The following is a 24,302-nucleotide window of genomic DNA, read 5'->3' on the forward strand; positions in this document are numbered from 1 at the left end:
GCCTTTCTCCTAATACGCTCCTATTTCGGCGCAACAGGCCATTTCTTATTCAAATCAATCAAGCCAGCGCGAATAAGCTCGCGCAACACATCCAGATCAATATCGGCGAGCTTATTCACGTAGAGACAGCTTTTGCCCATTTTGTGTTTCCCAAGTCGGGCCAAAATATCCCCGTAGTCTTGATAGCCGGGCATTATGTAGATCGAGAGGTTTGATTTCCGTGGGCTAAAGCCGGTGGCCAAAAAGTCGCCCTCACGACCACTGTCATAGACGTAATGGTATTTTCCAAATCCGATAATCGAGCTGCCCCACATGACCGCGTCATAGCCGGTCACGCCAGAAAATAGTTCCAAAAGTATCTCTGCATCTGCGCGGCGGGTTGGGTGTTCCACACTGGAAATAAACGCCTTTGGGTCCGTAGTTTCAGCAACGGTCTTGTTTTTTGCCTGCGCCATATTTCGCCTCCAAAAGCGTCCTCACGCAAACGCTACCTTGAAAGTTTCAGAATCGCCTTACCCTTTAAGGCGAGTTCAAAAGGAGGATGCCATGGAACGCGCGAAGACACTATCCCGCAGAGATGTGATGCTGGCAGGGGCATCTTTTCCGCTGATCGCCGCCGCGAGCCAAGTGCGCGGTGCCGCAGAGATGAAAGGCATTGCTGCAACCCGGTTCAACCGTATGAAAGTTGGTAATTTTGAGGTCACGACGCTTCTGGCCGGAACGCGTACCGTCGAAGAACCGCAAAAAATCTTCGGCATGAACGTCTCCCCTGAAGAATTCGCAGCCGCCTCCGAGGCAGCGCGCATTCCAACGGACAAAGCGCAGTTCTTCTTTACGCCGACCGTAGTCAACACTGGCTCCGAGCTAATCCTTTTTGACACGGGATTGAACCCAGCGGGCATCGCAAGCGCCCTTAAACAAGCTGGTTACACTGCGGATCAAGTCGACACGGTCGTCATCACGCATATGCATGGCGACCACATCGGTGGGCTGATGGGAGACGCTGGCGAAACCTTCGAAAACGCGCGCTATGTGACAGGCTCAACTGAGTTTGACTTCTGGGCTGGTGCCGAGAACGAACGGTTTGAGGGCAAAGTGCGCCCCTTGGCTGAGAAATTCGCAATGATCGGCGATGGGGCTTCCGTTTCCTCCGGCGTCACCGCGATGAGTGCCTTTGGCCATACACCCGGCCACATGGCCTATCGCATCGAAAGCAATGGTAAGCAGCTGGTGTTGGGCGCGGACTTCGCCAATCACTATGTTTGGTCTTTGGGCTTCCCAGATTGGGAAGTGCGATTTGATATGGATAAAGCCGCAGCAGCCGCGACCCGCCGTAAGATGCTTGATATGATGGCCGCGGATAACATCCCATTTGTGGGCTACCACATGCCATTCCCCGGCGTGGGATACGTGGAAAGCAAAGGCGAAGGCTACCACTATGTTGCGTCGAGCTATCAACTGATGCTCTGATATCGGCTCTTTAAAACGTCAGTACCGGAGTGACCCGCGCTCGCCATCGGGGTTAGGTGCGCTCAACTGCTTTACGCAACGCCACCCTTGACCAGAGGCGCTCCCACGGAAAACGTTGCGTGCTAGGGAGAGAGCTATGACAACAATTCAGCGGGCGGGCGCAGGCCTTATTGCGGCGGGGGCCTGGGTGCGCTGGCCTTACAGACCTATATCGACATCACCAAAGAGGGTGATCAATTGCTGGCCGCGATCTGGTCACAAGCCCGCTATTTCACCAACTTAATGATGTTTAGTGTCGGCATTTTCTTCGCAATTCAGTTTGCCAACCGCCGCCTTGCGGGTCCGGGTTGGAGCACTGCTCTAACCGTTTGGATCGTTCTCGTTGGCATCGTCTACCATGTGCTACTGTCCTCAACCCATCACCCTGAGGGTGGCGATATCGTTGTGAACCTCTTCCAGCACACGATCGTCCCAATTGCAGCGCTCGTGTTTTGGTTGGCTTTTGCAAATAAACAGGGCCTGACATTCAAGCACCCGTTGATCTGGTTGGCATGCCCGATTGGCTATGTGGCTTTTGTCCTGCTGCGCGGCGCTTTTGATGGCACCTATCCGTACTTCTTCCTCAACCCGAAAGACATCGGCTGGCCCGGCGTAAGTGCATATGTCGTGGGCTTAGGTGTGCTGTTTTACGTCTCAGGGGCAATATTGGTTGGTATCGCCCGCGTAATGGGCCGAGGGGCTGTGTCCGAAGCGTAAGCTTCGCCTTGGCCTTTTGTCAGAACACGCCGAGCGCAAGTCCCGCTGCTAGTGCTTGACCGACCTCGCGGCATGTCGCGAGGTCTTTTTCGTTGATCGTCTTTGGAGCCAGTATTTGTTCTTTGGTCTGTGACGCGGTGTTCACAATCATGGGTGGCTGCACTTCTTTGAGCCGCCATCCCGTCGCTATCCGCGCCAACTGGCGCACGGCATTCTCACCATCTGACCCAGCACAGATCATTTGCGCATAGGGGCGGCCCTCAAGCTTTCCCAAAACCGGGTAATAGCACCGATCAAAGAACTCTTTCATCTCGCCTGAAAGTGCCGCGAGATTTTCTGGGGCCACAAAAATGTACCCATCAGCCTTGATTAAGTGGTCGGCCTGCGCGTCTGCGGCCCGAATAAGGTGAGTGTCACATTCTGATCGCGCAGCTTCATATGCTGCTTCTGCCATCTGCTGGCTACCGCCTGTGCGCGAGTGGTATATGATCAGAAGTTGCGCCAAATTAACTCTCGTCCCGGAACCGGTTCACAATCGGATAGCGCCGGTCCATCCAGAACGCTTTCTTGGACAACCGTGCACCGGGTGCGGATTGGAAGCGTTTGTATTCACTGATGTAGAGCAGGTGTTCGACCCGCTTGACCGTAGCGCGCTCATAGCCCGCCTCCACGCAATCAGCGACGGATTTCTCTTGATCCACCAGCAGGTCCAGAATGCCGTCAAGCACATCATAAGGCGGTAGGCTGTCTTCGTCCTTTTGATCCGGGCGCAGCTCCGCAGAAGGCGGCTTGTCGATGATCGAGACTGGAATGACCTCGCCCGCTGGTCCGTCCATCCAGTCGCGGTGGTTGTCGTTCCGCCAGCGGCAGGTTTCAAAGACGCGGGTTTTGTACATGTCTTTGATTGGGTTATAGCCGCCATTCATGTCGCCATAGATGGTTGCATAGCCTACGGCCACCTCGGATTTGTTGCCTGTGGTCAGGAGCATCTCGCCGAATTTGTTTGACATCGCCATCAACAGCAAACCGCGCAGGCGGGACTGGATGTTTTCTTCGGTCAGGCCTTCATCTAAGCCTTCAAACAACGGTGCAAGCGTGTTGGTGATCGCCTGACGACCTTCTTTGATCGGCACGTAGTCGTAGTGAACGCCCAAACGTATTGCGATGTCTTCAGCGTCGTCGAGCGAGCCTTGCGAGGTGTATTCTGATGGCAGCATCACGCAGCGCACATTTTCTGCGCCCAGCGCGTCCACGGCGATGGTGGCGACCAGCGCGGAGTCGATCCCGCCAGACAAGCCCAAGAGTACCTTTTTGAAACCGGTCTTTCCCATGTAGTCGCGCAGCGCTTCGACACAGACGCGATAGTCTTGCTCTTCGCCCGATGGCAACAGATGGCGGTCCCCCTGCTCTGCAACCCAGCCATCTTCCGCCCGCACCAGATCTACATGCGCGATCATTTCATCAAAGACCGGCAGCTGCACTGCCAGGTGCCCACCGGGGTTCAAAACAAATGAGCCACCGTCAAAGACCTGATCGTCCTGACCTCCCACCATATTCAGGTAAATCAGCGGCAAACCCGTCTCGATCACGCGCGCCACCATATGGCTCATGCGACGATCGAATTTGTCGCGATAGTAAGGCGACCCATTGGGGACTAACAGAAATTCCGCGCCGGTTTCTTCCAACGTTTCCGCCACATCTTCAAACCAAGCATCTTCGCAGATCGGAGAGCCGACGCGCGTGTTGCCAACCGCGTAAGGGCCACCCAGCGGGCCGCTATCAAACAGACGCACTTCGTCGAAAACGTTGTAATTCGGAAGGTGGTGTTTGAGCTGCTTGCTAACGATCTTGCCGCCATTCAGAACGAAATAAGCATTATAAAGCTTGTCATTGTCGGCATAGGGCCCGCCAATCGCCAAAGCAGGACCATCGGCGCAGTCCAAAGCCAGCTGCTTGATGGCTTCCAGGCATGCGGCTTGAACAGCCGGCTTCATGACCAAGTCCTGCGGGTTGTAGCCAAGAATGAACATCTCGGGCATCGCAACCAGATCTGCGCCAGCGGCCTTACCCTCGTCCCAGGCGATTTTTGCCTTTGCTGCGTTGCCAGCAATGTCGCCCATGGTCGGGTTTGCCTGTGCTAACGTCACTCGGAATTTATCTGACATACTTGCTCCGCAGCCGTATCATATGAACTTGAGCAAGATTTAGCAGAACTGCGCCTAAGGAAAAGTGCAAAGCGGCAAAAGGCGTTGCTCCCTTGACGCGGCTAGACTAGATTTCGCGCAAGGCGCAGGCCAGCAGGGGCAAGAAATGACTTTCAAATACGCAGTTTCCACCTTGGCAATGATCGCCGCTATCGCAACAGCTGGCCCCACGCTTGCCCAGGATAGCGGAGTTCTGACAAAGCAATATGACGATGGGGGTGTCTATGAGGGCACCTTTAAAGACGGATTGCAGCACGGAACCGGCAGCTATCGTTTGCCAAATGGCTACGAATATACCGGCGCCTGGGTGGATGGCGAAATTCAGGGCATGGGTCAGGCGCGCTTCCCCAATGGTTCTCTTTACGAGGGCGAATTTGTTAAAGGCAAACCAGAAGGTATCGGTAAGATCACCTTCACTGACGGCGGCACCTATGAGGGTGAATGGGTCGATGGGAAAATCACCGGCCAGGGTTTTGCGACCTACGCCAATGGTGTGACCTATGAAGGTGGTTTCGTGAATGCTATGCACCACGGCCAAGGCACCATGCGCTCTCCCGGCGGCTACGTTTATGCCGGTGATTGGGTGAATGGTGTTAAAGAAGGGTCCGGCACGATCACTTATCCAGACGGTGCGGTCTATAACGGCGCGATCTTGGCTGGCGAACGCCAAGGCACCGGCACGCTGACCATGCCAGATGGGTTGGTCTATGAAGGCCTTTGGAGCGCTGGACAAATTGACGGGCAAGGTAAGCTGACCCAACCCAATGGCGATGTCTACGAGGGCACTCTGGTGGGCGGCCAGCGCGAAGGTTTTGGTCGGGTGCTCTATGCCAATGGCGATATTTATGAAGGTGACTTCAAAGGCGACCGACGTGAAGGCACCGGAGTATTTATCGGCGCAGATGGGTACAAATATGAAGGCGATTGGGTCGCCGGGCAGATCCAAGGCAACGGCACTGTGACCTATCCGGATGGCTCGATCTACGTCGGTGGTTTCCGCGAGGATCTTGCGGATGGCCAAGGCATGATCACCTACCCAGATGGCTCAGTATACGAGGGCGACTGGCAAGGCGGGGTTATCCAGGGCAACGGCAAAGCGACCTATGCCAATGGACTTGTCTATGAGGGCGAATTCCAGAACGCGAAAAACCACGGTCAAGGCGTGATGACCTATTCCGATGGCTACCGGTACGAAGGCGCATGGGCGGATGGCCAGCGTCATGGCCAAGGCAAAGCAACCTATACAGACGGCACCATCTACGAAGGCAATTTTGTCAGCGGACAACGGGACGGCACAGGCACAATCACCATGCCAGATGGCTTCACGTACACAGGCGCTTGGAAAGCGGGCGAGATCGACGGCCAAGGGGTTGCGACCTACGCAAATGGCGATGTCTATGAGGGCACGTTCAAGGCTGGCAAACGCCAAGGTGCAGGGACAATGAAATATGCGTCCGGGCAGGAAACGTCAGGCGATTGGGAAAACGGCGCGCTGAAACAGAACTAGAATCTGCCTCAGAGAGCCCCGCATTAGGCGGTGCCTTCCAGCATCAGTTCAAACCCAAGATCATGAATCGGCGCGACCTCTGCCCCATTGTGGCAGCGCAGGAGGATTGATGCGGATTCCTTGCCCATCGTGAAGCGCGGCGTTTTGACAGACGTCAATTTACTTGGCAGCGCTTGGCCAAGATCGATGCCGTTGAATCCGACGATGGCCAAGCCCTCTGGGACAGAGATGCCTTGCGACATACAATGGAAATATCCACCCACGGCCAAGTCGTCATTTGCGTAGAAAATGCAGTCTATATCCGGGTTTTCTGCCAACAAAGCCTGTGTTGCCTGCGCGCCGATCTGTACCGAAGAATTCTCGTCACGGATCAGCCGTGCAATCAAAGGGCAACCTAGTTCGCTTAGTTTTTCTTCAAAACTCAGACGTCGTAGTTTGGAACGATCAGGGCGCTCGCCCCATGCCCCGATATAACCAAACTTCTTATACCCTTTTGCGACCATCCTCTCAGCCACTTCATAGGCCGCGTCGCGGTGAGACATACCCACGGCGACCTGTATGGGATCACTGTCGATATCCATCATTTGAACCACTGGTATGGCTTGCTTGAGAAGCAAGTGGCGGACGCGCTCATCCTGATCGGTCCCTGCAAGGATCACCCCCATTGGAGACCAAGCGAGCATGTCACGAACAACCTGAAGCTCGCGCTCTTTGTCGTAGTGGGTGATGCCAAGCGCCGCCTGAAACCCATTTTCAGCCAGAACCGAATCGATTCCATCAAGCACTTCGGGAAAAACGGCGTTCGACATCGACGGCACAATGACCGCAACCAAGTTACTGCTGCGGGTTTTTAACGCCCCCGCTAAACGGTTTGGCGTATAGCCCAACTCATCCGCTGCAGCGGTCACTTTCTCACGCAATTTGGCCGAAATATTGGGGGCATTTCGCATCACACGAGACACGGAAATATCTGAAACCCCTGCCTTTTTCGCCACATCTTTGATGGTGACGCGGTCTTGGGCTGGTTTGGCTGTGATGTCGTTCATTGCGATACTCCCCACCGACCCCTAGCGCAAATGACCCAGACTGACAACGTTGTCATTTAAAATTGACAACGTTAACAATTTAAATGACAACGTTACCAATCTACATAAATTTGAGCTTCATTAGGGAGGAAAACATGAAACTCACATCCGCAATTGGTATGGCCTTTGGCGCAGCCCTGGCTGCAACCGGTGCCGTCGCTGCCGATTTCCCAGAACGTCCGATCAACCTGATCGCCCCTTTCAACGCAGGCGGTGGCACAGATCTATTGCTGCGCGGTCTCGCTCCTCATTTTGAAGAAGCGGTTGGCGAAAACGTTTTTGTGTCCAACATGTCCGGCGGCTCTGGCACCGTGGCGGCATCTGCGCTGCAAGGTCAGAAACCGACCGGTTACCAGATGGCATACATGTCGATCACCGTGTCCACCATCCAGCCTCAGATCAAAAACGTTCCATATGGCGTGGATAGCTGGACGCCGATCTGTTCAATTGCCGCATCCCCCACCATGCTGTTTGTAAGCAATGATAGCCCTTTCCAGTCCATGGAAGACGTGGTCGCTGCGGTGAACGCTGAACCAGGCAAATATGTATTCGGTTCATCCGGCCCAGGTGCGATCACCCACCTCTCCATGGTTTCGGCGTTCTCTGGCCTCGACCTGATGGATAAAGTGAAACACCTGCCATTCAAGGGCTCCGGCCCAGCGATCAAAGAGCTGACAGCGGGCAACATCCATTTCTTCGGCGATACCGAGCTCTTGATGAAACGCGGCGATTTCCGCCCATTGATGGTGTTTAACGCCGAGCGTTTGGACAGCTTCCCAGATGTACCGACTGCGACTGAAGTTGGTATCGCAGCACCGCTCAACGAGCTTTATCTCTGGGGTGGTCTCTTCGCGCCTGCCGGGCTGGAGCAAGGCACCGTTGATGTACTGGCCAAGGCATGCGACGACGCCGTGCATTCCGATGGGTTCCAAGAATTCGCGAACAACTCTGGCACAGTGATCAACCACCGTGGCCCTGAAGAGTTCAATGCTTTCTTCCGAGCGCAATACGACGCCAACAAAGCGCTGATTTCTGCCGCTGGTCTCTAAAGACACGCATTTTGGGTGGCGCGTGTTAGCCTGCGCCACCCAGTCCAAAAAGGTTTCCGCACATGTCTCGCCATCTCAACGAGCGCGTTTTTGTGCTTCTGGCTCTCTTGCTCAGTGCCGTTGCGCTTTATCGCTCAAGCCTCACTCTCAGTTTTTCCGATGTAGGCAGCGCCCACTCTCCGGTGTTTTTCCCGCAGATCATTTTGGTTTTGTGGATAGGTCTTACTGTCATAGCTTTGGGCCAGACCCTGATGCAATCGGTGAAGGCTCAGCCCATTGATGGCGTTTTCAGGCTGATCATCTTGGTGGCGGCAAGCATTGCCTACACAAACCTGCTCACCATGTACGGGTTCTTTCTGACATCCGCGTTGTTCACGCTGATTTGCCTGCCGGTGTTTGGCATGCGCCATCCGGCAATCCTAACTGGATACGCAATCGCTGTGCCCGGAGCATTGGTTTTGCTCTTCAACCATGTGCTTGGCATGCCACTGCCGACATCTCCGTTCACCCATTATTTCTAAGGAACCAAGATGCTCTCGTCCCTACCCGACGCTTTTGCGCTGCTGTTTAATATTGAAGGCATTTTGGTTCTCGTGCTGGGCACAGTTCTGGGCATCATCTTAGGCGCAATGCCGGGCATTGGGTCCACGGTGGCCGTTGCCATTGTTTTACCCTTCACGCTTTCCATGGGCCAAGCGCCCGCAATCATCCTATTGCTCGCCGTCTATGCGGGGTCAGTCTACGGCGGTTCCATTGCTGCCATCCTGATCAATACCCCTGGCACACCGCAATCGGCGGCGACATGTTTGGATGGCTACCCAATGGCGCAGCGCGGCGAAGCCGGGCTCGCCTTGGGTTGGGCCACTGTCGCGTCCGTCATCGGCGGCCTCGTCTCAGCGGTGGTTCTCATTTTTGCAGCCCCCGAACTCGCGGCATTCGCTTTGGAGTTCGGCCCCATCGAAACCTTCGCGCTTATCCTATTGGGTATGACATGTATCGTGTCGGTTTCGACCGGATCTGTGGTGAAAGGCCTTTTGTCTGGCATGATCGGCATTTTCCTAAGCCTCGTGGGCGGCGACCCGATCACTGGAGAGTTCCGCTTCACCTACGACAAATGGCAACTCTATTCCGGCTTCAATCTCTTGGCGGTCGTTATTGGGGTCTTTGCTCTTTCGGAGGTCCTGATCCGAGCAAGCCAGAAAGTGAACGAAGTCTCTGATCTTGTGAGCTTCAAAGGCATCGTTCTGCCCAAGCTGTCAGATTGGAGCGGCCGGGTCCGCAATCTGGTAAAGTCCGTCCTTATCGGCAATGTCATCGGTGTTCTGCCGGGCACTGGAGCCGCGACCGCAGCCTTTATTTCTTACGCAGAAGGCCGTCGTTCTTCGCGTAACAGCGAGAACTTTGGCAAAGGCGAGCCGGACGGCATCGTTTCATCTGAAGCGGCGAACAACGCTGTGACCGGTGGCGCATTGGTGCCGACCATGGCGCTTGGTATTCCCGGAGACGCGATCACTGCTGTTATGCTCGCCACACTCACCTTGCACGGCATCACGCCGGGACCAAAACTGGTCGAAGATAACCCGGCACTCATCGGCGCAATCTTCACCGGTTTCTTTGTGATTAACCTTCTTTTGCTCCCGCTGGGAATCCTTTTGTCTCGCATCGCCGCGCCTGTTTTGCGTGTTCGAGAGGCCTATATGATGACCGCTATCGTGCTGCTCTGCGCCGTTGGGATCTATTTTGTGCGCGGCAACCCGTTTGACTTGCTGGTCATGGGACTGGCCGGGGTTGGCGGCTTCATCCTACGTCGCCAAGGCTTCCCAATGGCGCCTCTGGTCATCGGCATGGTGCTTGGTCCGACACTCGAATTGACGCTTCGCCAAGGGCTGATCCTGAAAGACGGCAACTTCCTCGCGTTCTTCCAAAGCCCCATCGCGCTCGTCCTGATTATAGCAGCCACCATCGCATTGTGCCTGCCCTTGATCCGCTTGGGTCTCGCCCGTACCCGTCAGGTCGCGCAATGAAAGGCTTTGAAATCACGAATGAGGGGCTGATCTCAACGGAGCAAATAACCCTTTTCCACATGCGCACGCGCCCAAAGGGGCATCCCCATGGGCGCGTGCTGCTTCTGGGGGGGTCTAATTTCGACCTTCGACTAAAGCGGCGCTTTCTTACGTCACCATTGTTGGACGCGGTCGAACTCGCCACCTTCGAACCCCGCGGCATTGGCCGATCTGATCTGCCTGACGGCGCTTGGTCCATGCAAGATTACGCCAAAGACGCATTTTCCTACATGGATGCGATCGGCTGGCACGACGCGCATATCATCGGCGAAAGCTTTGGCGGTATGACTGCGCTGCATATGGCCAATATGGCTCCGGCACGCGTTTCCAGCATGGTTCTCACATCAACTACGTCGGGCGGAGCGGGCGGCGCATCATTTGATGTGTCAGAATTTCTTGATCTACCGCGAAAGGAAGCCGCCGAGCGGGCCCTTTGCTTGCAGGATGTGCGTGCCGACGACGCTCGTATGAGCGATCCAGACGCCTATAAACAAATGCTAAACGCACGCCTTGAGTTTGAAGAGGCCTTTGCTGACCCATCGATAAACTCTGGCGGCTATGCAAAGCTCCTAGATGCCCGACGCGATCACAACATTTGGGACGCGCTACCAGAGATCAAAACACCAACTTTGGTCATTGCGGGCATCCAGGACAGGCAAGCCCCACAGCGCGCGCAGAAAGCGATGGCCGCGGCACTGGAAAACGGGTCCTTTTGGCTGCTTAATGGAGGGCATGGGGTGTTATTTGAGTCACCTGCTGTTTCGCAGGCAATTCTCACTGAGTGGCTGGATTTGAATCCAATGATGGAGCTAAAGAGATTTCAGTCTTAGCCGTATCCGCCTCACCAAGGCACTGGATGACCCCGCCAGTCAAAAAAGCCTCCGCTGTCTTCTGGCTGTAATCCCTCTACAACCTTGATCAAGTTTTGTGCCGCCTCTTTTGAAGTCACTTTTGGCGCGCTGGGAAAACCGCTCGTAAACGAAGTGGCAACTGTGCCGGGATGCATCGCAACGCATACCGCTTGTTTGTGACTGCGCTTAAGCTCAATGGCAGCGGTATGCAGCACTTGGTTCAACCCCGCCTTTGAAGCCCGATAGGAATACCAGCCGCCCGCGCGATTATCGCCAATGGAGCCGACACGCGCCGAAAGCGCCACCAGACGCGCAGATCCATCCCGCGACAACAAACGTTTGGCGTGTTTCATGACCAGCGCGGGACCAACGGTATTTACCGCCAGCACGCCCACCATCTCGACGGCGTCAAGCTCCGCTAGGGATTTTTCAGGTCTCTCTGCCGCTCCAGTCAGAACCCCAAGCGCGATCCAAATCTGATCATATGGGCCTTGAAGACTTTCCAATGCGGCTTCAGCCCGACCGGGATAGGTCACATCAAACCCATCTCCGCTGCGCGACAGGCCTGTAACATGGGCACCCCGCGCCTCAAATGCCTCTCGCAATGCAGCACCAATGCCACCACTGTCACCAATGATAAGTATCTGTTCCATAGGGAGCACATAGCCTCAGAAAGGTTGATATCAAATGCAGTTTGGATGTTTCACCACTCACGACCACCTCAAATTTTTCTACTTTTCATTCTCTTACTGCCCTGTATAGTCAAGCTCATGAAAACGATGACCCATATCGCATCCCTGCAGCGCCTCCCGGCGCCGTTTGCGCGTGGTCTAGACCTACTCCTAACTCGCCTCTGAGCGCGGCCTTCTCGGCGCGCGTGCTCAGAGGAGTAGTGACGCGCCGTACCCACCGAAGCCCACACACGCTACGAGTTTAGGAACGCAATTCATGCAAAAGATAAATCTGGCTAAAAAGCTCGCGATGTTTTCGTCGCACTGGGACCCGCACGTGGTCGCCAACTATAATGACAACGAAATCATGGTCGTGAAATTCAAAGGCGAATTTCCTTTTCATAAACATGACACCACAGATGATTTCTTCCTCGTCCTCGAGGGAGAGGTGACCATGGAGTATGAAAACCACGATCCCGTCACCTTTGGCGCTGGCGAACTTGTCGTCGTGCCCAAAGGCGTTGTACACCGCCCGAAAGCTGAATCAGAGGTGAAGGTACTTCTGATCGAACCCAAGGGTGAACCAAATTCCGGGGACAGCGGCCGAGAGCCTGCACCCAAGCCGCATATCTAAGGACAAGACTAATGGACAAGAACCGAGTCGTCATTTTTGACACCACCCTGCGCGACGGCGAGCAATCCCCCGGCGCAACGATGACCCATGAAGAAAAGCTCGAAATCGCTGAGATGCTGGACGAGATGGGCGTGGATATTATTGAAGCGGGTTTCCCGATTGCATCTGAAGGCGACTTCCGCGCGGTGAGCGAAATCGCCCAGCGCAGCAAAAACAGCCGCATCTGTGGTCTGGCACGCGCCAATCTGACGGACATTGATCGCTGCGCCGAAGCCATCAAACACGCAGAGCTAAACCGCATTCACACGTTCATCGGGACGTCACCTTTGCACCGGGCCATCCCAAACCTGACCATGGATGAAATGGCCGACAAGATCCATGAAACCGTGACCCATGCGCGTAACCTGACGGACAACGTGCAATGGTCTCCTATGGACGCGACCCGGACCGAATGGGACTATTTGTGCCGCGTGATCGAAATCGCCATCAAAGCCGGTGCGACGACCATCAACATCCCAGACACAGTCGGCTATACAGCCCCAGTAGAGTCTGCCGATCTGATCAAACGCCTGATCGAAACTGTTCCGGGTGCGGATGAGGTAATCTTCGCAACGCATTGTCACAACGACCTTGGCATGGCGACCGCCAATGCGCTGGCGGCTGTCGCAGGTGGTGCGCGTCAGATCGAATGTACGATCAACGGTTTGGGTGAACGGGCCGGCAATACCGCTTTGGAAGAAGTGGTTATGGCCATGAAAACCCGCAACGATATTATGCCCTATACCACAGGGATCGACACGACAAAGATCATGGCGATCTCCCGTCGCGTCTCCACTGTGTCTGGTTTTGTGGTGCAGCCAAACAAAGCCATCGTCGGCAAAAACGCCTTTGCCCATGAAAGCGGCATCCACCAAGATGGCATGCTGAAGAACCCAGAAAACTTCGAGATCATGCGTCCAGAGGACGTGGGCCTGTCCGGCACATCTTTGCCTCTGGGCAAACATTCCGGTCGCGCGGCACTGCGCGACAAGCTGGAGCAGCTGGGTTTTGAAGTTGGCGACAACCAGCTCAAGGATATCTTTGTTCGGTTTAAAGATCTGGCGGACCGTAAAAAAGAGGTGTTTGATGACGACATCATCACCCTGATGCGGACGGACGACGCCAACGACACGCTGAAGCTGAAAACCCTGCGTGTGGTCTGCGGCACCGGAGGTCCGGCGGACGCGACCCTGGTGATGGAGATCGATGGCAAAGAGAAAACCGCCATTGAAAGCGGAGATGGCCCCGTCGACGCGGCCTTCAAAGCCATTCGTCAACTGCACCCAAACACCGCAAGGCTGGAGCTCTATCAAGTGCACGCCGTGACCGCTGGCACCGACGCGCAAGCAACAGTTTCGGTGCGTCTGTCAGAGGATGGCAATATCGCCACCGGTGAAAGTGCTGACACAGATACGGTGGTGGCCTCCGCGAAAGCCTATATCCACGCCCTGAACCGCCTTCTGGTGCGTCGCGGCAAGCTGGGTGATGGCGTAGACGCCAAAGAAATCAACTACAAAGACATGGCGTAATGCCAATTGGGGCGCGGCCCATACCTGCGCCCCTGCATTCACCTTTGCAAAATACTCTGGGGTGAAAGCGCGTCAGCGCTGAGGGGCAAAGCCCCTCCCTTTTTTGCAAAATCACGCCTTACCGAACAACTCAGTCAAGCGCTTAGCCTCATCGTCCAATCCGTAAGGCGCATTCACAATAAACATGCCCGACCCGATCATGCGATGCCCTTCCCGTGCCGCCGGGAAACGCACCTCGTGACGCAGAACTTTCGGCAGGTTCTGAAATTCCAATGCGGTGACCATCGGCAGGTGCGTGCCATCGGCCAAAATCGGGTACCAAAGTGCGATGACCCCAACATTCCATTTGCGATGCAGCTTTGCGATCTGTTTGGGGATCGTTTCGTAATCAGTCTTGATCTCATAGCTCGGATCAATCAGCAACATCCCACGTCGCGGCGTGGGCGGGCAAACAGCCTGCGCCATTTCAAACCCATCCCGGCGATGAATCTTGGCGTCAAACATCACCATGGCGTCTTCCAAGGCATCCCCTTCCTGAGGGTGCAACTCTGCCAGATGCATCTTATCATCAGGGCGCAAAAGCTGGGCAGCCAATAGGGGCGAGCCGCCATAGGACTGTTCGCCAAACCCATCGCGCACCGCTTTCAAAGCGCGACGAAATGGATGCTCAGCGGCGAACCACTTTTCCGCTAACCCAATACCTGCCTCCGCTTCACCGGTTTTCGTGGCTTCCGCTGAGCTCAAATCATAAAGCGCGCGCCCAGAATGGGTTTCAAGGTAGCTCATCGGCTTGGGCTTTTGCCTCATATATTCAAGCATCGCACACAAAAGCGCATGCTTTTGTACGTCCGCCAAATTGCCCGCATGGTAAATGTGCTGATAACTAAGCATAAACTGCCCTTTTCGCCGGTCTTGTTCGGGTTTATCCGAGTTTCTGACGGCAGGACAGACGTCAATTTACAAACCCAAATTCGATTGGTCGAAGAATCTGGCGGAATAACGCTGATTTCAAAGATCGCGCCCTTTCACTAACCCCAGCGCAGTCCTATAAGAGAGCGGCCCGAACTCACCCAGAGTCGCGGGCCGACATAGAATCGTATTTGGGGATCGGGGTAGAAATGCTGGGAAATCTTGGCGGACTGTTTACGTCTGACATGGCCATCGACTTGGGCACGGCCAACACACTTGTTTATGTTAAAGGCAAAGGTGTTATTCTCAGCGAACCTTCTGTGGTGGCCTATCATGTTAAAGATGGCGTGAAGAAAGTCCTCGCCGTGGGCGAAGACGCAAAGCTCATGCTGGGCCGGACCCCGGGTTCCATTGAAGCGATCCGCCCAATGCGTGAAGGTGTGATTGCGGATTTTGATACTGCGGAAGAGATGATCAAACACTTCATCCGCAAAGTGCACAAACGCTCCACCTTCTCTAAGCCAAAGATCATTGTTTGTGTCCCACACGGTGCCACACCAGTCGAGAAACGCGCGATCCGTCAATCGGTTCTCTCTGCCGGCGCACGCCGCGCAGGCCTGATTGCAGAACCGATTGCTGCTGCGATTGGCGCAGGTATGCCAATCACCGATCCAACCGGTAACATGGTTGTCGACATTGGTGGTGGCACAACCGAAGTTGCGGTCCTCTCTCTGGGCGACATCGTATACGCGCGCTCCGTGCGTGTCGGTGGTGACCGTATGGACGAAGCGATCATTTCTTACCTGCGTCGCCAGCAAAACCTGCTGGTGGGTGAATCCACCGCAGAACGCATCAAGACCTCGATCGGCACAGCCCGCATGCCAGACGATGGCCGTGGCTCTTCCATGCAAATCCGTGGTCGCGACCTGTTGAATGGCGTCCCAAAAGAAACCGAAATTTCACAGGCGCAAGTGGCGGAAGCTCTGGCAGAACCTGTGCAGCAAATCTGCGAAGCAGTGATGACCGCGCTGGAAGCAACTCCACCGGATCTGGCAGCAGATATCGTTGACCGTGGCGTTATGCTGACGGGCGGCGGTGCACTACTAGGCGATTTGGACCTCGCGCTGCGTGAACAGACTGGCCTTGCGGTTTCTATCGCGGATGAGAGCCTGAACTGCGTGGCTTTGGGCACCGGCAAAGCGCTGGAATTCGAAAAGCAACTGCGCCACGCAATTGACTACGACAGCTGATCGCGCGCAATTTTCTTGGCAGACACGCTTGCCTCGCCATATTCTTTTGCAGGCATTGTTCTGAACCGGAGGACGTATGGCCCGAGACAGGACACAGGGTGAAGATTATGTCGCCCCGCTCAAGCGGCTCTTTGCGGGCATTCTTGTGGTGTGCCTGCTGGGAATCTTCCTGCTTTGGCGCATAGATAGCCCTCGGGTTGAGCAATTCCGCGCAAACCTTGTTGACCGGTTTGTGCCATCCTTTGAATGGGCCATGGCCCCTGTCACTGGGACGATCAACCTGTTCCGCGATTTCCAAAGCTATCAACGGGTCGTGGAGCAAAACAAAGAACTCCGTCGCGAATTGCAGCAGATGAAGGCTTGGAAAGAAGCCGCGCTGCAGCTTGAACAAGAAAATGCACGGCTATTGGATCTGAACAACGTGCGGCTTGATCCGCGGCTGACCTACATCACTGGCGTTGTTCTTGCGGATAGTGGCTCCCCCTTCCGTCAGTCGGTGCTGCTAAATATTGGCGCACGCGACGGAGTTGTGGATGGTTGGGCCGCGATGGATGGGATCGGTCTTGTGGGACGCATCTCGGGCGTCGGTGAATCCACCAGCCGTACGATCCTATTGACGGACGCATCATCGCGTATTCCAGCAACGATCCAGCCCTCAGGCCAAAACGCACTGATCGTGGGCGACAACACCCTCGCCCCCCATATCGACTTTGTCGAAAATGCCGACCAAGTCCGCCCCGGTGACCGGGTGGTGACATCGGGTGACGGTGGTGTTTTCCCCGCGGGACTTTTGATTGGTCGCATTGCATCAGATCCCGGTGGTCGCCTTCGCGTCCGGTTGGCAGCAGACTACGAACGCTTGGAGTTCCTCCGTGTCTTGCGCGATTACGGCAAAGAACAGATTGAACAACCGGGCGAGCTGATCGCCCCTGAAGGTCTCGTTCAAAGCGACCTATCGTCGGAGGGCAGCGATGGCTGAGACCTCTGGCGCAAAACCATGGATCATGCGGATCACCTTCGCGGTTTTGGCACTGGGGATCCTGTACTGGCAACTCATGCCGTTGAACACGGTTCCCAGCAACTTCGCTGGACCGGATCTGCTGCTGGTCTTGATGATGGTTTGGGTTCTGCGCCGTCCTGACTACGCGCCGGTCTATCTCATAGCAGGTCTTATGCTGCTCGCTGACTTCCTGCTGTCTCGCCCCCCCGGCCTGATGGCTGCACTCACGGTCATCGTCACTGAAAACCTGCGCCGACGCTCCATGACGGGGGTTGAAATGCAGTTCTCGATGGAATGGCTTACGGCAGCCGCTGGTCTTGCCGCGATTGTGATTGGCAACCGCGTTCTCCTGTCGATATTCCTGCTGGATCAGTCATCTCTGGGCCTTACATTGATCCAATTGATCAGCAGCTTTGTCATCTATCCGATCGTTGCAAGCGGATTTGGCCTACTGATGGGCATCCGCCAGACCCGTTTCCGTGAAGGAGACCTGACGTGAAGCGCACTGCCGCAGAAACTGCCGCAAGTCATAACCGGCTGAGCCGCCGCGCCTTGTTGCTTGGCGGCGCACAGCTCGGGTTCATGGGGTTGTTGGGCCTACGCATGCGGTATTTGCAGGTCGACCAAGCGGATGAGTTCCGGCTTCTTGCAGAAGAGAACCGTATCAACGTACGCCTAATCCCTCCAGCACGGGGCGAGATCTATGACCGCAACGGAGTCACCATCGCCGCCAACGAACCCAGCTACCGTATTACCATCGTCCGCGAGGATGCTGGCGATGTTGGGGAAGTTATCGGCCGTCTCTCGACATTGATTGAGCTGGATGACACCGCTTTGAACCGGGCGATGACAGAGATGAAGCGGTCTCCGCCGTTCCTGCCAGTCACGGTTGCAGAGCGCATCAGCTGGGAGGAAATGTCTCGCGTGGCAGTGAACGCCCCGGCTCTCCCGGGTGTGACTCCCGAAGTTGGCCTGTCACGTGTCTACCCCTATGGAGTAGATTTCGCCCATGTGGTTGGCTATGTCGGCCCCGTTTCTGACTATGATCTCTCAAAGATCGAAGATCCCGATCAGTTGCTTTTGATCCCGCGTTTCCAAATCGGAAAGGTTGGCCTAGAGGCCAAACGCGAAGAGAAGCTGCGGGGCAAAGCGGGAACCAAACAGGTTGAAGTGAACGCCGTTGGCCGTGTCATGCGCGAGCTGGATCGACGCGAAGGTCAAACCGGGGATGACCTGCAGATCACTGTGGATCAAAAGCTGCAAAGCTATATCCAAGCGCGGCTTGGCGACGAAAGCGCCGCCGCCGTTGTTATGGACTGCAAGACGGGAGAAATCCTAGCGATAAACTCCGCGCCGACCTTTGATCCCAACCTATTCGTGCGGGGTATTTCGGTCGCCGATTATTCCACACTCACGGAAAACGATCATCGCCCGTTGGCAACAAAATCTGTGCAGGGCACCTACCCACCTGGTTCCACCTATAAAATGGTCGTCGCCCTCGCAGCACTTGAAGCGGGCGTGATTGACAGCAAGACGACTTACTACTGCTCCGGCAAGCTCAAGGTTTCCAACCGTGACTTCCACTGCTGGAAGCGTGGTGGCCACGGGCATATGAACTTGGAAGGCGCCTTGCGGGAAAGCTGTGATGTGTTCTTTTATGAATGCGCTTTGGAAGTGGGCATTGAAAAGATCACCGAGATGGCAAACCGTCTTGGGCTCGGCGTCAAGCATGGCATTCCAATGTCTGCGGTTGCCACCGGCCTAACGCCGACAAAAGGCTGGAAAGCCCGAAATATCGATCAAGACTGGGTGATTGGTGACACTGTAAACGCATCGATCGGTCAAGGATTTGTGCTGACATCACCATTGCAACTGGCCGTGATGACCGCGCGACTGGCATCTGGCAAAGCTGTGGAGCCACAACTTCTGAAATCGATCAACGGTATCGATCAAACGGTTCCCGCCGAAGATGTTCCGGACCTGGACGTCAATCCAAACCACCTGCGCATGGTACGCCAGGCGATGTTTGCGGTATCAAACCATCGCAAAGGCACGGCCTACAGCCAGCGCATCATCAAAGATGAAGTGCGCCTTGCGGGCAAAACAGGCACCAGCCAGGTGCGCAACATTACGGCCGCGGAACGTCGCGCCGGCGTTATTCGTAACGAAGACCTTCCATGGGAGCGTCGCGACCACGGGTTGTTTGTGAACTTCGCCCCCTACAACGATCCGCGCATCGCTGTTGCGGTTGTTGTCGAGCATGGTGGCGGCTCTAAAGCAGCGACACCCATTGCCCGCGACATCACACTTCAAGCGCTTTATGATGGCGACCCGCCGCTTGACGCTTACCCGTCAAAAGATCGCAACCGCATAAAGTCACAGCAAGAACGCTTACGCCTCGAAAACCCAAGCTTGGGTAGCTCAGGAAACGACCGCGCATGAGCTATCTTGAGTATTCCGTCAAATCGGTACCCACCGGTCTTCGCAAAATCCTGCATATGAACTGGGCGTTGGTGGTGCTTCTAATCACCGTCGCATGCGCGGGCTTTCTCATGCTGTATTCCGTTGCCGGCGGGTCCTACACCCCATGGGCGGAAGCACAAATGAAACGCTTCATCATGGGCCTCGTGCTTATGTTCGGCGTTGCCATGGTACCGATATGGTTCTGGCGCAATGTTTCAGGTGTGCTCTACGCGGCCTCATTGGTGCTTTTGATCCTCGTAGAGGTTATGGGCACCGTTCAGATGGGGGCGCAGCGATGGATTGATCTTGGGTTCATGCGCCTGCAACCGTCAGAGCTGATGAAGATCACCTTAGTGATGTTCTTAGCGGCTTATTACGACTGGCTCCCGGCAAACCGTACCTCCAAGCCACAGTGGATATTGCTGCCAATCTTGATCACCCTGTTGCCGACATATCTTGTCTTGCAACAACCCGATCTTGGTACATCCCTTCTGTTGCTCATGGGCGGAGCCATTGTGATTTTCCTTGCCGGGGTTCACTGGGCTTATTTCGCGGCGGTCATCACGCTCGCAGTCGGCCTTGTCACAGCCGTGTTTCAGTCGCGTGGAACCGGTTGGCAGTTTTTACAAGACTATCAATACCGCCGTATCGATACATTCTTGGACCCGGCCTCTGACCCGCTCGGGGCAGGTTACCACATCACCCAATCCAAAATCGCCTTGGGCTCCGGCGGCTGGACCGGGCGCGGCTTTATGCAAGGCACCCAAAGTCGACTAAACTTCCTACCGGAAAAACACACAGACTTCATTTTTACCACGCTTGCGGAAGAGTTTGGCTTTATCGGCGCGATTTCATTGCTGCTTCTTTATGCCTTAATCATCGTCTTCTGCGTGGTGTCGGCGATCCAAAACAAAGATCGGTTCTCGTCACTGATGACCATGGGCATTGCAGGCACCTTCTTCCTGTTCTTCGCGGTGAACATGTCCATGGTGATGGGATTGGCACCGGTGGTGGGCGTGCCGCTCCCGCTGGTGAGCTATGGTGGATCCGCGATGCTTGTCTTGATGGTGGCATTTGGCTTGGTGCAAAGCGCCCATGTGCATCGCCCGCGCTAACGGAACTGCATCAATTTCAGGATCAGCTCAGTCAACGGTGCATCGACCTGGCTTTGCCAGCAAAGCAACCCAATCGATCTGGAGACGCCAAGGCTTTCAAAGTGAAGATTGGCGTCATCAAGTCTGAGCCCCGGCCATTTGGGCAGGACAGCTTGCCCCAAGCCGTCGATGACCATCTGAGCGATCACCTCAGGCGCGTCCATCTCACAGATCACGCGAGGGCTATGGTTATATTGGCGCAGCGCTTCCCAGCACGTGCGGCCGCCCCATGAGTTACGGTCATAGACAACAAAGGGCTGATCTTGAGGCTTATCCTTGCGACGGACGAGACCTATCTCTTGCGTTGCGATCTCGTAAAAGCGGACCGATTTGGGCAATTCAAAAGGCGGCGCAACCACGACAGCCATATCAATGTCTCGCGCTTCAAACGCTTCATAGAGCTCTTCCGATGAACCCGGCTGCAACTGTAAGGACACCTTTGCCGCCTCTCTTTGCATGCGCTCGACCAGGTCGGCACCAAACACGCTGAGGGCAGTCGAAATTGACCCGACACGCAGAGTTCCAGAGAGCTGCTTTGAGGCCAACAACCGCTCCATGTCATGACGCAGATGAAGCATGTGACGCACGGTTGGCTGGATCGCGGCCCCGTCTGCGGTGATCGCCATCTTCTGTCCTTCACGTATGACCAACTTCACGCCAAGTTCAGCCTCCAACGCCGTCAATCGCTGAGAGACCGCCGCAGCGGTAAGGTTCTGCGCACGTGCCGCGGCAGCAATGCTGTTGTGCTCGGCAACCAAGAGAAAGCTTTCCAAGAACTTTAGATCCATAGTTTTACTTACTATAGAAGAAACAAAAGAAAGCTAACCTAAATTTATAAGGACGTGTTATCTCTAACGAAACAACATCAGGATACTCCAATGCCAGCGTTCCACCTCGCATTTCACGTCACAGATTTGGACAAAAGCCGCATGTTTTACGGCGACATTCTGGGCTGCCAAGAGGGCCGCTCTGCCGAGACCTGGGTCGATTTCGATTTTTTTGGAAACCAAATATCGCTCCACCTTGGTACACCCTTTCCGGTAACGAAATCCGGCAAGGTGGGAAAACACGATGTCCCGATGCCACATTTCGGAGCAGTGCTGCCAATGCCTCAGTGGCGAGATCTATTGGTGCGGCTTGAAGATCAAACGATTGAATTTGAAATCCCCCCGCAGATCAGGTTTGCAGGCGAGCCTGGAGAGCAGGCCACGATGTTTTTTTATGATCCGTCTGGCAACCCAATCGAGATCAAGGGGTTTCATGATGAAAGCGGAGTGTTTGCGTCGTGATCAAAGTTCTCTTCGCCGCTGGTGACGAAAACTGGCAAACTTACGAGGCTCCACTTACCAAAGCATTTGAGGACCGAAGCCTGAGCATTGACCTCAGCACGGCACACCCCGCCGAGGACTCAGACTATATCATCTACGCGCCAGTCAGCGACCTAAAAGACTTTAGCCCATTCACCAAGTGCAAAGCGGTCCTAAGCCTTTGGGCAGGTGTCGAAAAGATCGTCGGCAATCTATCCCTCACCCAACCGCTTTGCCGGATGGTGGATCCGGGGTTAACGCAGGGGATGGTCGAATGGGTCACCGGTCATTGCATGCGGTATCATCTGGGGATTGACGAGGCGCTGGCCAGTCAAAACGGGCAATGGACCCCGAAAACCCCGCCACTTGCGCAGGATCGTAAGATCACGATCTTAGGTCTCGGTGAACTTGGAACCGCCTGTGCAACCACCCTTGCTGGATTGGGGTTTGCGATGACAGGTTGGTCGCGGCGAAAGAAATCAATTGCCGGGATCACTTGTCAATTCGGTGAAGAGGGTCTCACCGCAGCCCTCGAGAGCGCAGAGATTGTCGTGCTCTTGCTCCCAAATACCCCCTCCACCGAGAACACGCTGAATGCTGAGACACTCGCCCATTTGCCCAAAGGCGCTCGGATCATCAATCCTGGCAGAGGGACGCTGATTGATGATGCCGCTTTGATCGCAGCTCTCGATCACGACCAGATTGCCCATGCAACCCTAGACGTTTTCCGCATTGAGCCTCTACCAGCCAATGATCCTTATTGGTCGCACCCAAAGGTCACCGTGACACCGCATATTGCCGCTGAAACGCGCCCAAGTTCTGCATCAGAAGTTATTGCCGAAAACATCGCACGCTGCGAGAGCGGTCAATCCCTGCTCCATCAGGTGGACAAAGCAGCGGGATACTAACGCAAATCCGGCTTTCTTTTTGGCTCAAATATCCGCGCCGCAGGCAGGATTTTCAAAGAAAATCCCGGGACCACCTCACCGCAAAATCGGCGGTTTGTCAGGATCGCTTCCCGGAGCGACCTGTACATATTCCGTTGGCTTCTCTGGTTCCGGCAAATCAAACCGCAAACCGACCCGTGCAAGCTGCGCAGCGACTGGATCATTGCTGTCAAAGAACCCCACATCCAAGGCGCCGGCCTCGATACCTGAGAAGGTCAAAGCTTCCGATACCGCCTTCGCCAAGGCGCTTTGTGCACCGTCAACAGCGCTTACAAAACCGATCATGTGGGACCGCGTTCCGTTTTCCTGAACCGTGCCAACCAAATAGGCCCATTTCGCCAAGCCAACCGCTGTCGATAGTTTTGCGTCCAGAGACGTCACCAATGTCTCTGGCAAACCGGCAGGCGCGGTGAACTCAGACATCCGCGCTTCCACCTCATCTGGTGCATTGCCAAGCGTGTCCACGAGCCAGCCCATCGCCTCCGCCGGTATCAAGATCGAAGACGGCGCGACTTCGAGGTTCACGCCTAAGCCAATACCCGACGGGGCCAGCATGCCCGCCACAACACGACCGGAGAGCGCGACATAGGGCGCGGGCTTCCCGACGAATTCCGCTAAGCGATCCACTGTATCAAAAACCAGCACAAAAGAATGATCCTGCACCTCAAACACCTCAGGAGAGATCTTCTCGTTTTCAGGCTCTTTCTCCAGCAACAAGAAGAGTTCCGCATCCGCAAGGCGTTCATAAAACCGCAAGCGCGCATTGTCGTCAGCGGTGTTTGCTTCCATTTCCGCATGGGCTTTATCAAGCGGGGTCAGATCAATCTCGGTCACGTCAGGGCCTCTTGGACAGCGTGGCGCAAAGCTGGCAATAGCTCGGCCTCAAACCACGGATGTTTCTTCAACCATGCCGTATTCCTCCAAGACGGATGTGGCAAGGGAAAGACGGTGGGCGCATGGTCGCGCCAAGCGGAAACTGTTTCAGTGACGCCGCGTGCGTCCAGATGCCACTTTTGTGCGTAACCACCAACCAAAAGCGTCAAGCGGACCGATCCCAGCTCAGCCAAAGCCCCGTCGCGCCAAGTTTTTGCGCATATTGGGGGCGGCGGCAGGTCAGAGCCTTTTGCATTGTATCCCGGAAAACAGAACGCCATCGGCAGGATCGCGAGCTTACTTTGATCATAGAAGACATCTTCCCCAATCCCCATCCACTCTCTCAACCGGTCGCCGGATGGATCAGTGAAGGGTCGCCCGCTTTCATGGACCCGCGCACCCGGCGCTTGTCCCGCTACAAGAATACGCGCGCCGGGACGGAACCAGACAACTGGTCTCGGCCTATGTCGCGTATGGGTGTGTTCGAACCGATCCGAACACAACCGACAAGATAATATGTCAGCCCGTAGCCCCACCACAT

At 55.3% G+C, this 24,302-nt stretch carries 25 protein-coding genes; 16 read left to right on the forward strand and 9 right to left on the reverse strand.

Annotated elements, in window-relative coordinates:
• Positions 1–20: 20 nt before the first annotated feature.
• Positions 21–455: a DUF1801 domain-containing protein gene (locus TA5113_RS10010; RefSeq protein ID WP_058315123.1), complete on the reverse strand. Its 435-nt coding sequence runs from the start codon at positions 453–455 to the stop codon at positions 21–23.
• Positions 456–546: 91 nt separating this feature from the next.
• Between TA5113_RS10010 and TA5113_RS10015 the strand changes: the two genes are divergently transcribed.
• On the forward strand, positions 547–1,470 hold the full coding sequence (locus TA5113_RS10015; RefSeq protein WP_058315122.1) for an MBL fold metallo-hydrolase: 924 nt from the start codon (positions 547–549) through the stop codon (positions 1,468–1,470).
• Between the two features lie 237 nt (positions 1,471–1,707).
• The gene (locus TA5113_RS10020) at positions 1,708–2,226 is read left to right on the forward strand and encodes a Pr6Pr family membrane protein (RefSeq protein ID WP_058316705.1); all 519 of its coding nucleotides are present in this window, start codon (positions 1,708–1,710) and stop codon (positions 2,224–2,226) included.
• Between the two features lie 19 nt (positions 2,227–2,245).
• Here the strand turns inward: TA5113_RS10020 and TA5113_RS10025 are convergent, their stop codons facing one another.
• Positions 2,246–2,731: a flavodoxin family protein gene (locus TA5113_RS10025; RefSeq protein WP_058315120.1), complete on the reverse strand. Its 486-nt coding sequence runs from the start codon at positions 2,729–2,731 to the stop codon at positions 2,246–2,248.
• A 1-nt stretch (position 2,732) separates the two neighbouring features.
• Positions 2,733–4,391 carry an NAD+ synthase gene (locus tag TA5113_RS10030; RefSeq protein WP_058315119.1) on the reverse strand — a complete coding sequence of 553 codons (1,659 nt, stop codon included), beginning with the start codon at positions 4,389–4,391 and terminating at the stop codon, positions 2,733–2,735.
• Positions 4,392–4,536: 145 nt separating this feature from the next.
• Between TA5113_RS10030 and TA5113_RS10035 the strand changes: the two genes are divergently transcribed.
• The gene (locus TA5113_RS10035; RefSeq protein WP_082625879.1) at positions 4,537–5,937 is read left to right on the forward strand and encodes an MORN repeat-containing protein; all 1,401 of its coding nucleotides are present in this window, start codon (positions 4,537–4,539) and stop codon (positions 5,935–5,937) included.
• Positions 5,938–5,960: 23 nt separating this feature from the next.
• On the opposite strand, the gene TA5113_RS10040 is transcribed toward TA5113_RS10035, so the two are convergent.
• Positions 5,961–6,983 (reverse strand): LacI family DNA-binding transcriptional regulator, encoded by a 1,023-nt coding sequence (locus TA5113_RS10040; RefSeq protein ID WP_058315118.1) that lies wholly within the window; start codon positions 6,981–6,983, stop codon positions 5,961–5,963.
• Positions 6,984–7,117: 134 nt separating this feature from the next.
• On the opposite strand from TA5113_RS10040, the gene TA5113_RS10045 reads away from it, so the two are divergent.
• From TA5113_RS10045 to TA5113_RS10060, 4 genes are all read left to right on the forward strand, one after another.
• The gene (locus TA5113_RS10045) at positions 7,118–8,071 is read left to right on the forward strand and encodes a tripartite tricarboxylate transporter substrate binding protein (protein ID WP_058315117.1); all 954 of its coding nucleotides are present in this window, start codon (positions 7,118–7,120) and stop codon (positions 8,069–8,071) included.
• Between the two features lie 62 nt (positions 8,072–8,133).
• Complete coding sequence (locus tag TA5113_RS10050; RefSeq protein ID WP_058315116.1) at positions 8,134–8,592, forward strand: tripartite tricarboxylate transporter TctB family protein; 459 nt, start codon at positions 8,134–8,136, stop codon at positions 8,590–8,592.
• Between the two features lie 9 nt (positions 8,593–8,601).
• Complete coding sequence (locus tag TA5113_RS10055) at positions 8,602–10,095, forward strand: tripartite tricarboxylate transporter permease (protein WP_082625878.1); 1,494 nt, start codon at positions 8,602–8,604, stop codon at positions 10,093–10,095.
• A complete protein-coding gene (locus TA5113_RS10060; RefSeq protein ID WP_058315115.1) occupies positions 10,092–10,964 on the forward strand; it encodes an alpha/beta fold hydrolase in 873 nt (290 codons plus the stop codon). The genes TA5113_RS10055 and TA5113_RS10060 overlap by 4 nt, the downstream gene beginning before the upstream one ends.
• 11 nt (positions 10,965–10,975) lie before the next feature.
• Here the strand turns inward: TA5113_RS10060 and TA5113_RS10065 are convergent, their stop codons facing one another.
• Positions 10,976–11,638, reverse strand: a complete 663-nt coding sequence (locus TA5113_RS10065) for an SDR family NAD(P)-dependent oxidoreductase (RefSeq protein ID WP_058315114.1) — start codon at positions 11,636–11,638, stop codon at positions 10,976–10,978.
• 295 nt (positions 11,639–11,933) lie between these two features.
• Between TA5113_RS10065 and TA5113_RS10070 the strand changes: the two genes are divergently transcribed.
• Positions 11,934–12,290 carry a cupin domain-containing protein gene (locus tag TA5113_RS10070; protein WP_058315113.1) on the forward strand — a complete coding sequence of 119 codons (357 nt, stop codon included), beginning with the start codon at positions 11,934–11,936 and terminating at the stop codon, positions 12,288–12,290.
• Between the two features lie 11 nt (positions 12,291–12,301).
• Positions 12,302–13,858, forward strand: a complete 1,557-nt coding sequence (locus TA5113_RS10075; RefSeq protein ID WP_058315112.1) for a 2-isopropylmalate synthase — start codon at positions 12,302–12,304, stop codon at positions 13,856–13,858.
• Positions 13,859–13,969: 111 nt separating this feature from the next.
• Here the strand turns inward: TA5113_RS10075 and TA5113_RS10080 are convergent, their stop codons facing one another.
• A complete protein-coding gene (locus TA5113_RS10080; RefSeq protein ID WP_058315111.1) occupies positions 13,970–14,749 on the reverse strand; it encodes a 23S rRNA (adenine(2030)-N(6))-methyltransferase RlmJ in 780 nt (259 codons plus the stop codon).
• A 227-nt stretch (positions 14,750–14,976) separates the two neighbouring features.
• On the opposite strand from TA5113_RS10080, the gene TA5113_RS10085 reads away from it, so the two are divergent.
• The 5 genes from TA5113_RS10085 to rodA all read left to right on the forward strand — a co-directional run bounded on the left by TA5113_RS10085 (position 14,977) and on the right by rodA (position 20,595).
• Positions 14,977–16,017 carry a rod shape-determining protein gene (locus TA5113_RS10085; RefSeq protein ID WP_058315110.1) on the forward strand — a complete coding sequence of 347 codons (1,041 nt, stop codon included), beginning with the start codon at positions 14,977–14,979 and terminating at the stop codon, positions 16,015–16,017.
• Positions 16,018–16,093: 76 nt separating this feature from the next.
• Positions 16,094–16,996, forward strand: coding sequence for a rod shape-determining protein MreC (mreC, locus tag TA5113_RS10090; protein WP_058315109.1), 903 nt, complete (start codon positions 16,094–16,096; stop codon positions 16,994–16,996).
• Positions 16,989–17,516 (forward strand): hypothetical protein, encoded by a 528-nt coding sequence (locus tag TA5113_RS10095; protein WP_058315108.1) that lies wholly within the window; start codon positions 16,989–16,991, stop codon positions 17,514–17,516. Before mreC ends, TA5113_RS10095 begins: the two co-directional genes overlap by 8 nt.
• Positions 17,513–19,459, forward strand: a complete 1,947-nt coding sequence (mrdA, locus tag TA5113_RS10100; RefSeq protein ID WP_058315107.1) for a penicillin-binding protein 2 — start codon at positions 17,513–17,515, stop codon at positions 19,457–19,459. The genes TA5113_RS10095 and mrdA overlap by 4 nt, the downstream gene beginning before the upstream one ends.
• On the forward strand, positions 19,456–20,595 hold the full coding sequence (rodA, locus tag TA5113_RS10105) for a rod shape-determining protein RodA (protein ID WP_058316706.1): 1,140 nt from the start codon (positions 19,456–19,458) through the stop codon (positions 20,593–20,595). Before mrdA ends, rodA begins: the two co-directional genes overlap by 4 nt.
• On the opposite strand, the gene TA5113_RS10110 is transcribed toward rodA, so the two are convergent.
• Entirely contained in the window at positions 20,592–21,422 is an 831-nt protein-coding gene (locus TA5113_RS10110; RefSeq protein ID WP_058315105.1) for a LysR family transcriptional regulator, read from the reverse strand. The two genes, rodA and TA5113_RS10110, sit on opposite strands and share 4 nt — an antisense overlap.
• A gap of 90 nt (positions 21,423–21,512) precedes the next feature.
• Between TA5113_RS10110 and TA5113_RS10115 the strand changes: the two genes are divergently transcribed.
• Positions 21,513–21,923 carry a VOC family protein gene (locus TA5113_RS10115; RefSeq protein ID WP_058315104.1) on the forward strand — a complete coding sequence of 137 codons (411 nt, stop codon included), beginning with the start codon at positions 21,513–21,515 and terminating at the stop codon, positions 21,921–21,923.
• Positions 21,920–22,849 carry a 2-hydroxyacid dehydrogenase gene (locus TA5113_RS10120; protein WP_058315103.1) on the forward strand — a complete coding sequence of 310 codons (930 nt, stop codon included), beginning with the start codon at positions 21,920–21,922 and terminating at the stop codon, positions 22,847–22,849. The genes TA5113_RS10115 and TA5113_RS10120 overlap by 4 nt, the downstream gene beginning before the upstream one ends.
• A 75-nt stretch (positions 22,850–22,924) precedes the next feature.
• Here TA5113_RS10120 and TA5113_RS10125 read toward each other — a convergent pair whose 3' ends face one another.
• Positions 22,925–23,713, reverse strand: coding sequence for an SseB family protein (locus TA5113_RS10125; RefSeq protein ID WP_106387475.1), 789 nt, complete (start codon positions 23,711–23,713; stop codon positions 22,925–22,927).
• Positions 23,714–23,718: 5 nt separating this feature from the next.
• Positions 23,719–24,297 carry a uracil-DNA glycosylase family protein gene (locus TA5113_RS10130; RefSeq protein ID WP_058315761.1) on the reverse strand — a complete coding sequence of 193 codons (579 nt, stop codon included), beginning with the start codon at positions 24,295–24,297 and terminating at the stop codon, positions 23,719–23,721.
• Positions 24,298–24,302: the final 5 nt, after the last annotated feature.

The sequence above is a fragment of the Cognatishimia activa genome (assembly GCF_001458335.1).
GTDB classification, from domain to species: Bacteria; Pseudomonadota; Alphaproteobacteria; order Rhodobacterales; family Rhodobacteraceae; genus Cognatishimia; species Cognatishimia activa.

Coding starts and splice junctions, on each gene's coding strand:
- TA5113_RS10045 (WP_058315117.1), top strand. CDS start 7,118: ATGAAACTCACATCCGCAATTGGTATGGCCTTTGGCGCAGCCCTGGCT.
- TA5113_RS10015 (WP_058315122.1), top strand. CDS start 547: ATGGAACGCGCGAAGACACTATCCCGCAGAGATGTGATGCTGGCAGGG.
- TA5113_RS10060 (WP_058315115.1), top strand. CDS start 10,092: ATGAAAGGCTTTGAAATCACGAATGAGGGGCTGATCTCAACGGAGCAA.
- TA5113_RS10070 (WP_058315113.1), top strand. CDS start 11,934: ATGCAAAAGATAAATCTGGCTAAAAAGCTCGCGATGTTTTCGTCGCAC.
- TA5113_RS10055 (WP_082625878.1), top strand. CDS start 8,602: ATGCTCTCGTCCCTACCCGACGCTTTTGCGCTGCTGTTTAATATTGAA.
- TA5113_RS10035 (WP_082625879.1), top strand. CDS start 4,537: ATGACTTTCAAATACGCAGTTTCCACCTTGGCAATGATCGCCGCTATC.
- TA5113_RS10050 (WP_058315116.1), top strand. CDS start 8,134: ATGTCTCGCCATCTCAACGAGCGCGTTTTTGTGCTTCTGGCTCTCTTG.
- TA5113_RS10030 (WP_058315119.1), bottom strand. CDS start 4,391: ATGTCAGATAAATTCCGAGTGACGTTAGCACAGGCAAACCCGACCATG.
- TA5113_RS10080 (WP_058315111.1), bottom strand. CDS start 14,749: ATGCTTAGTTATCAGCACATTTACCATGCGGGCAATTTGGCGGACGTA.
- TA5113_RS10085 (WP_058315110.1), top strand. CDS start 14,977: ATGCTGGGAAATCTTGGCGGACTGTTTACGTCTGACATGGCCATCGAC.
- TA5113_RS10065 (WP_058315114.1), bottom strand. CDS start 11,638: ATGGAACAGATACTTATCATTGGTGACAGTGGTGGCATTGGTGCTGCA.
- TA5113_RS10010 (WP_058315123.1), bottom strand. CDS start 455: ATGGCGCAGGCAAAAAACAAGACCGTTGCTGAAACTACGGACCCAAAG.
- TA5113_RS10110 (WP_058315105.1), bottom strand. CDS start 21,422: ATGGATCTAAAGTTCTTGGAAAGCTTTCTCTTGGTTGCCGAGCACAAC.
- TA5113_RS10075 (WP_058315112.1), top strand. CDS start 12,302: ATGGACAAGAACCGAGTCGTCATTTTTGACACCACCCTGCGCGACGGC.
- TA5113_RS10115 (WP_058315104.1), top strand. CDS start 21,513: ATGCCAGCGTTCCACCTCGCATTTCACGTCACAGATTTGGACAAAAGC.
- TA5113_RS10040 (WP_058315118.1), bottom strand. CDS start 6,983: ATGAACGACATCACAGCCAAACCAGCCCAAGACCGCGTCACCATCAAA.
- rodA (WP_058316706.1), top strand. CDS start 19,456: ATGAGCTATCTTGAGTATTCCGTCAAATCGGTACCCACCGGTCTTCGC.
- mreC (WP_058315109.1), top strand. CDS start 16,094: ATGGCCCGAGACAGGACACAGGGTGAAGATTATGTCGCCCCGCTCAAG.
- TA5113_RS10095 (WP_058315108.1), top strand. CDS start 16,989: ATGGCTGAGACCTCTGGCGCAAAACCATGGATCATGCGGATCACCTTC.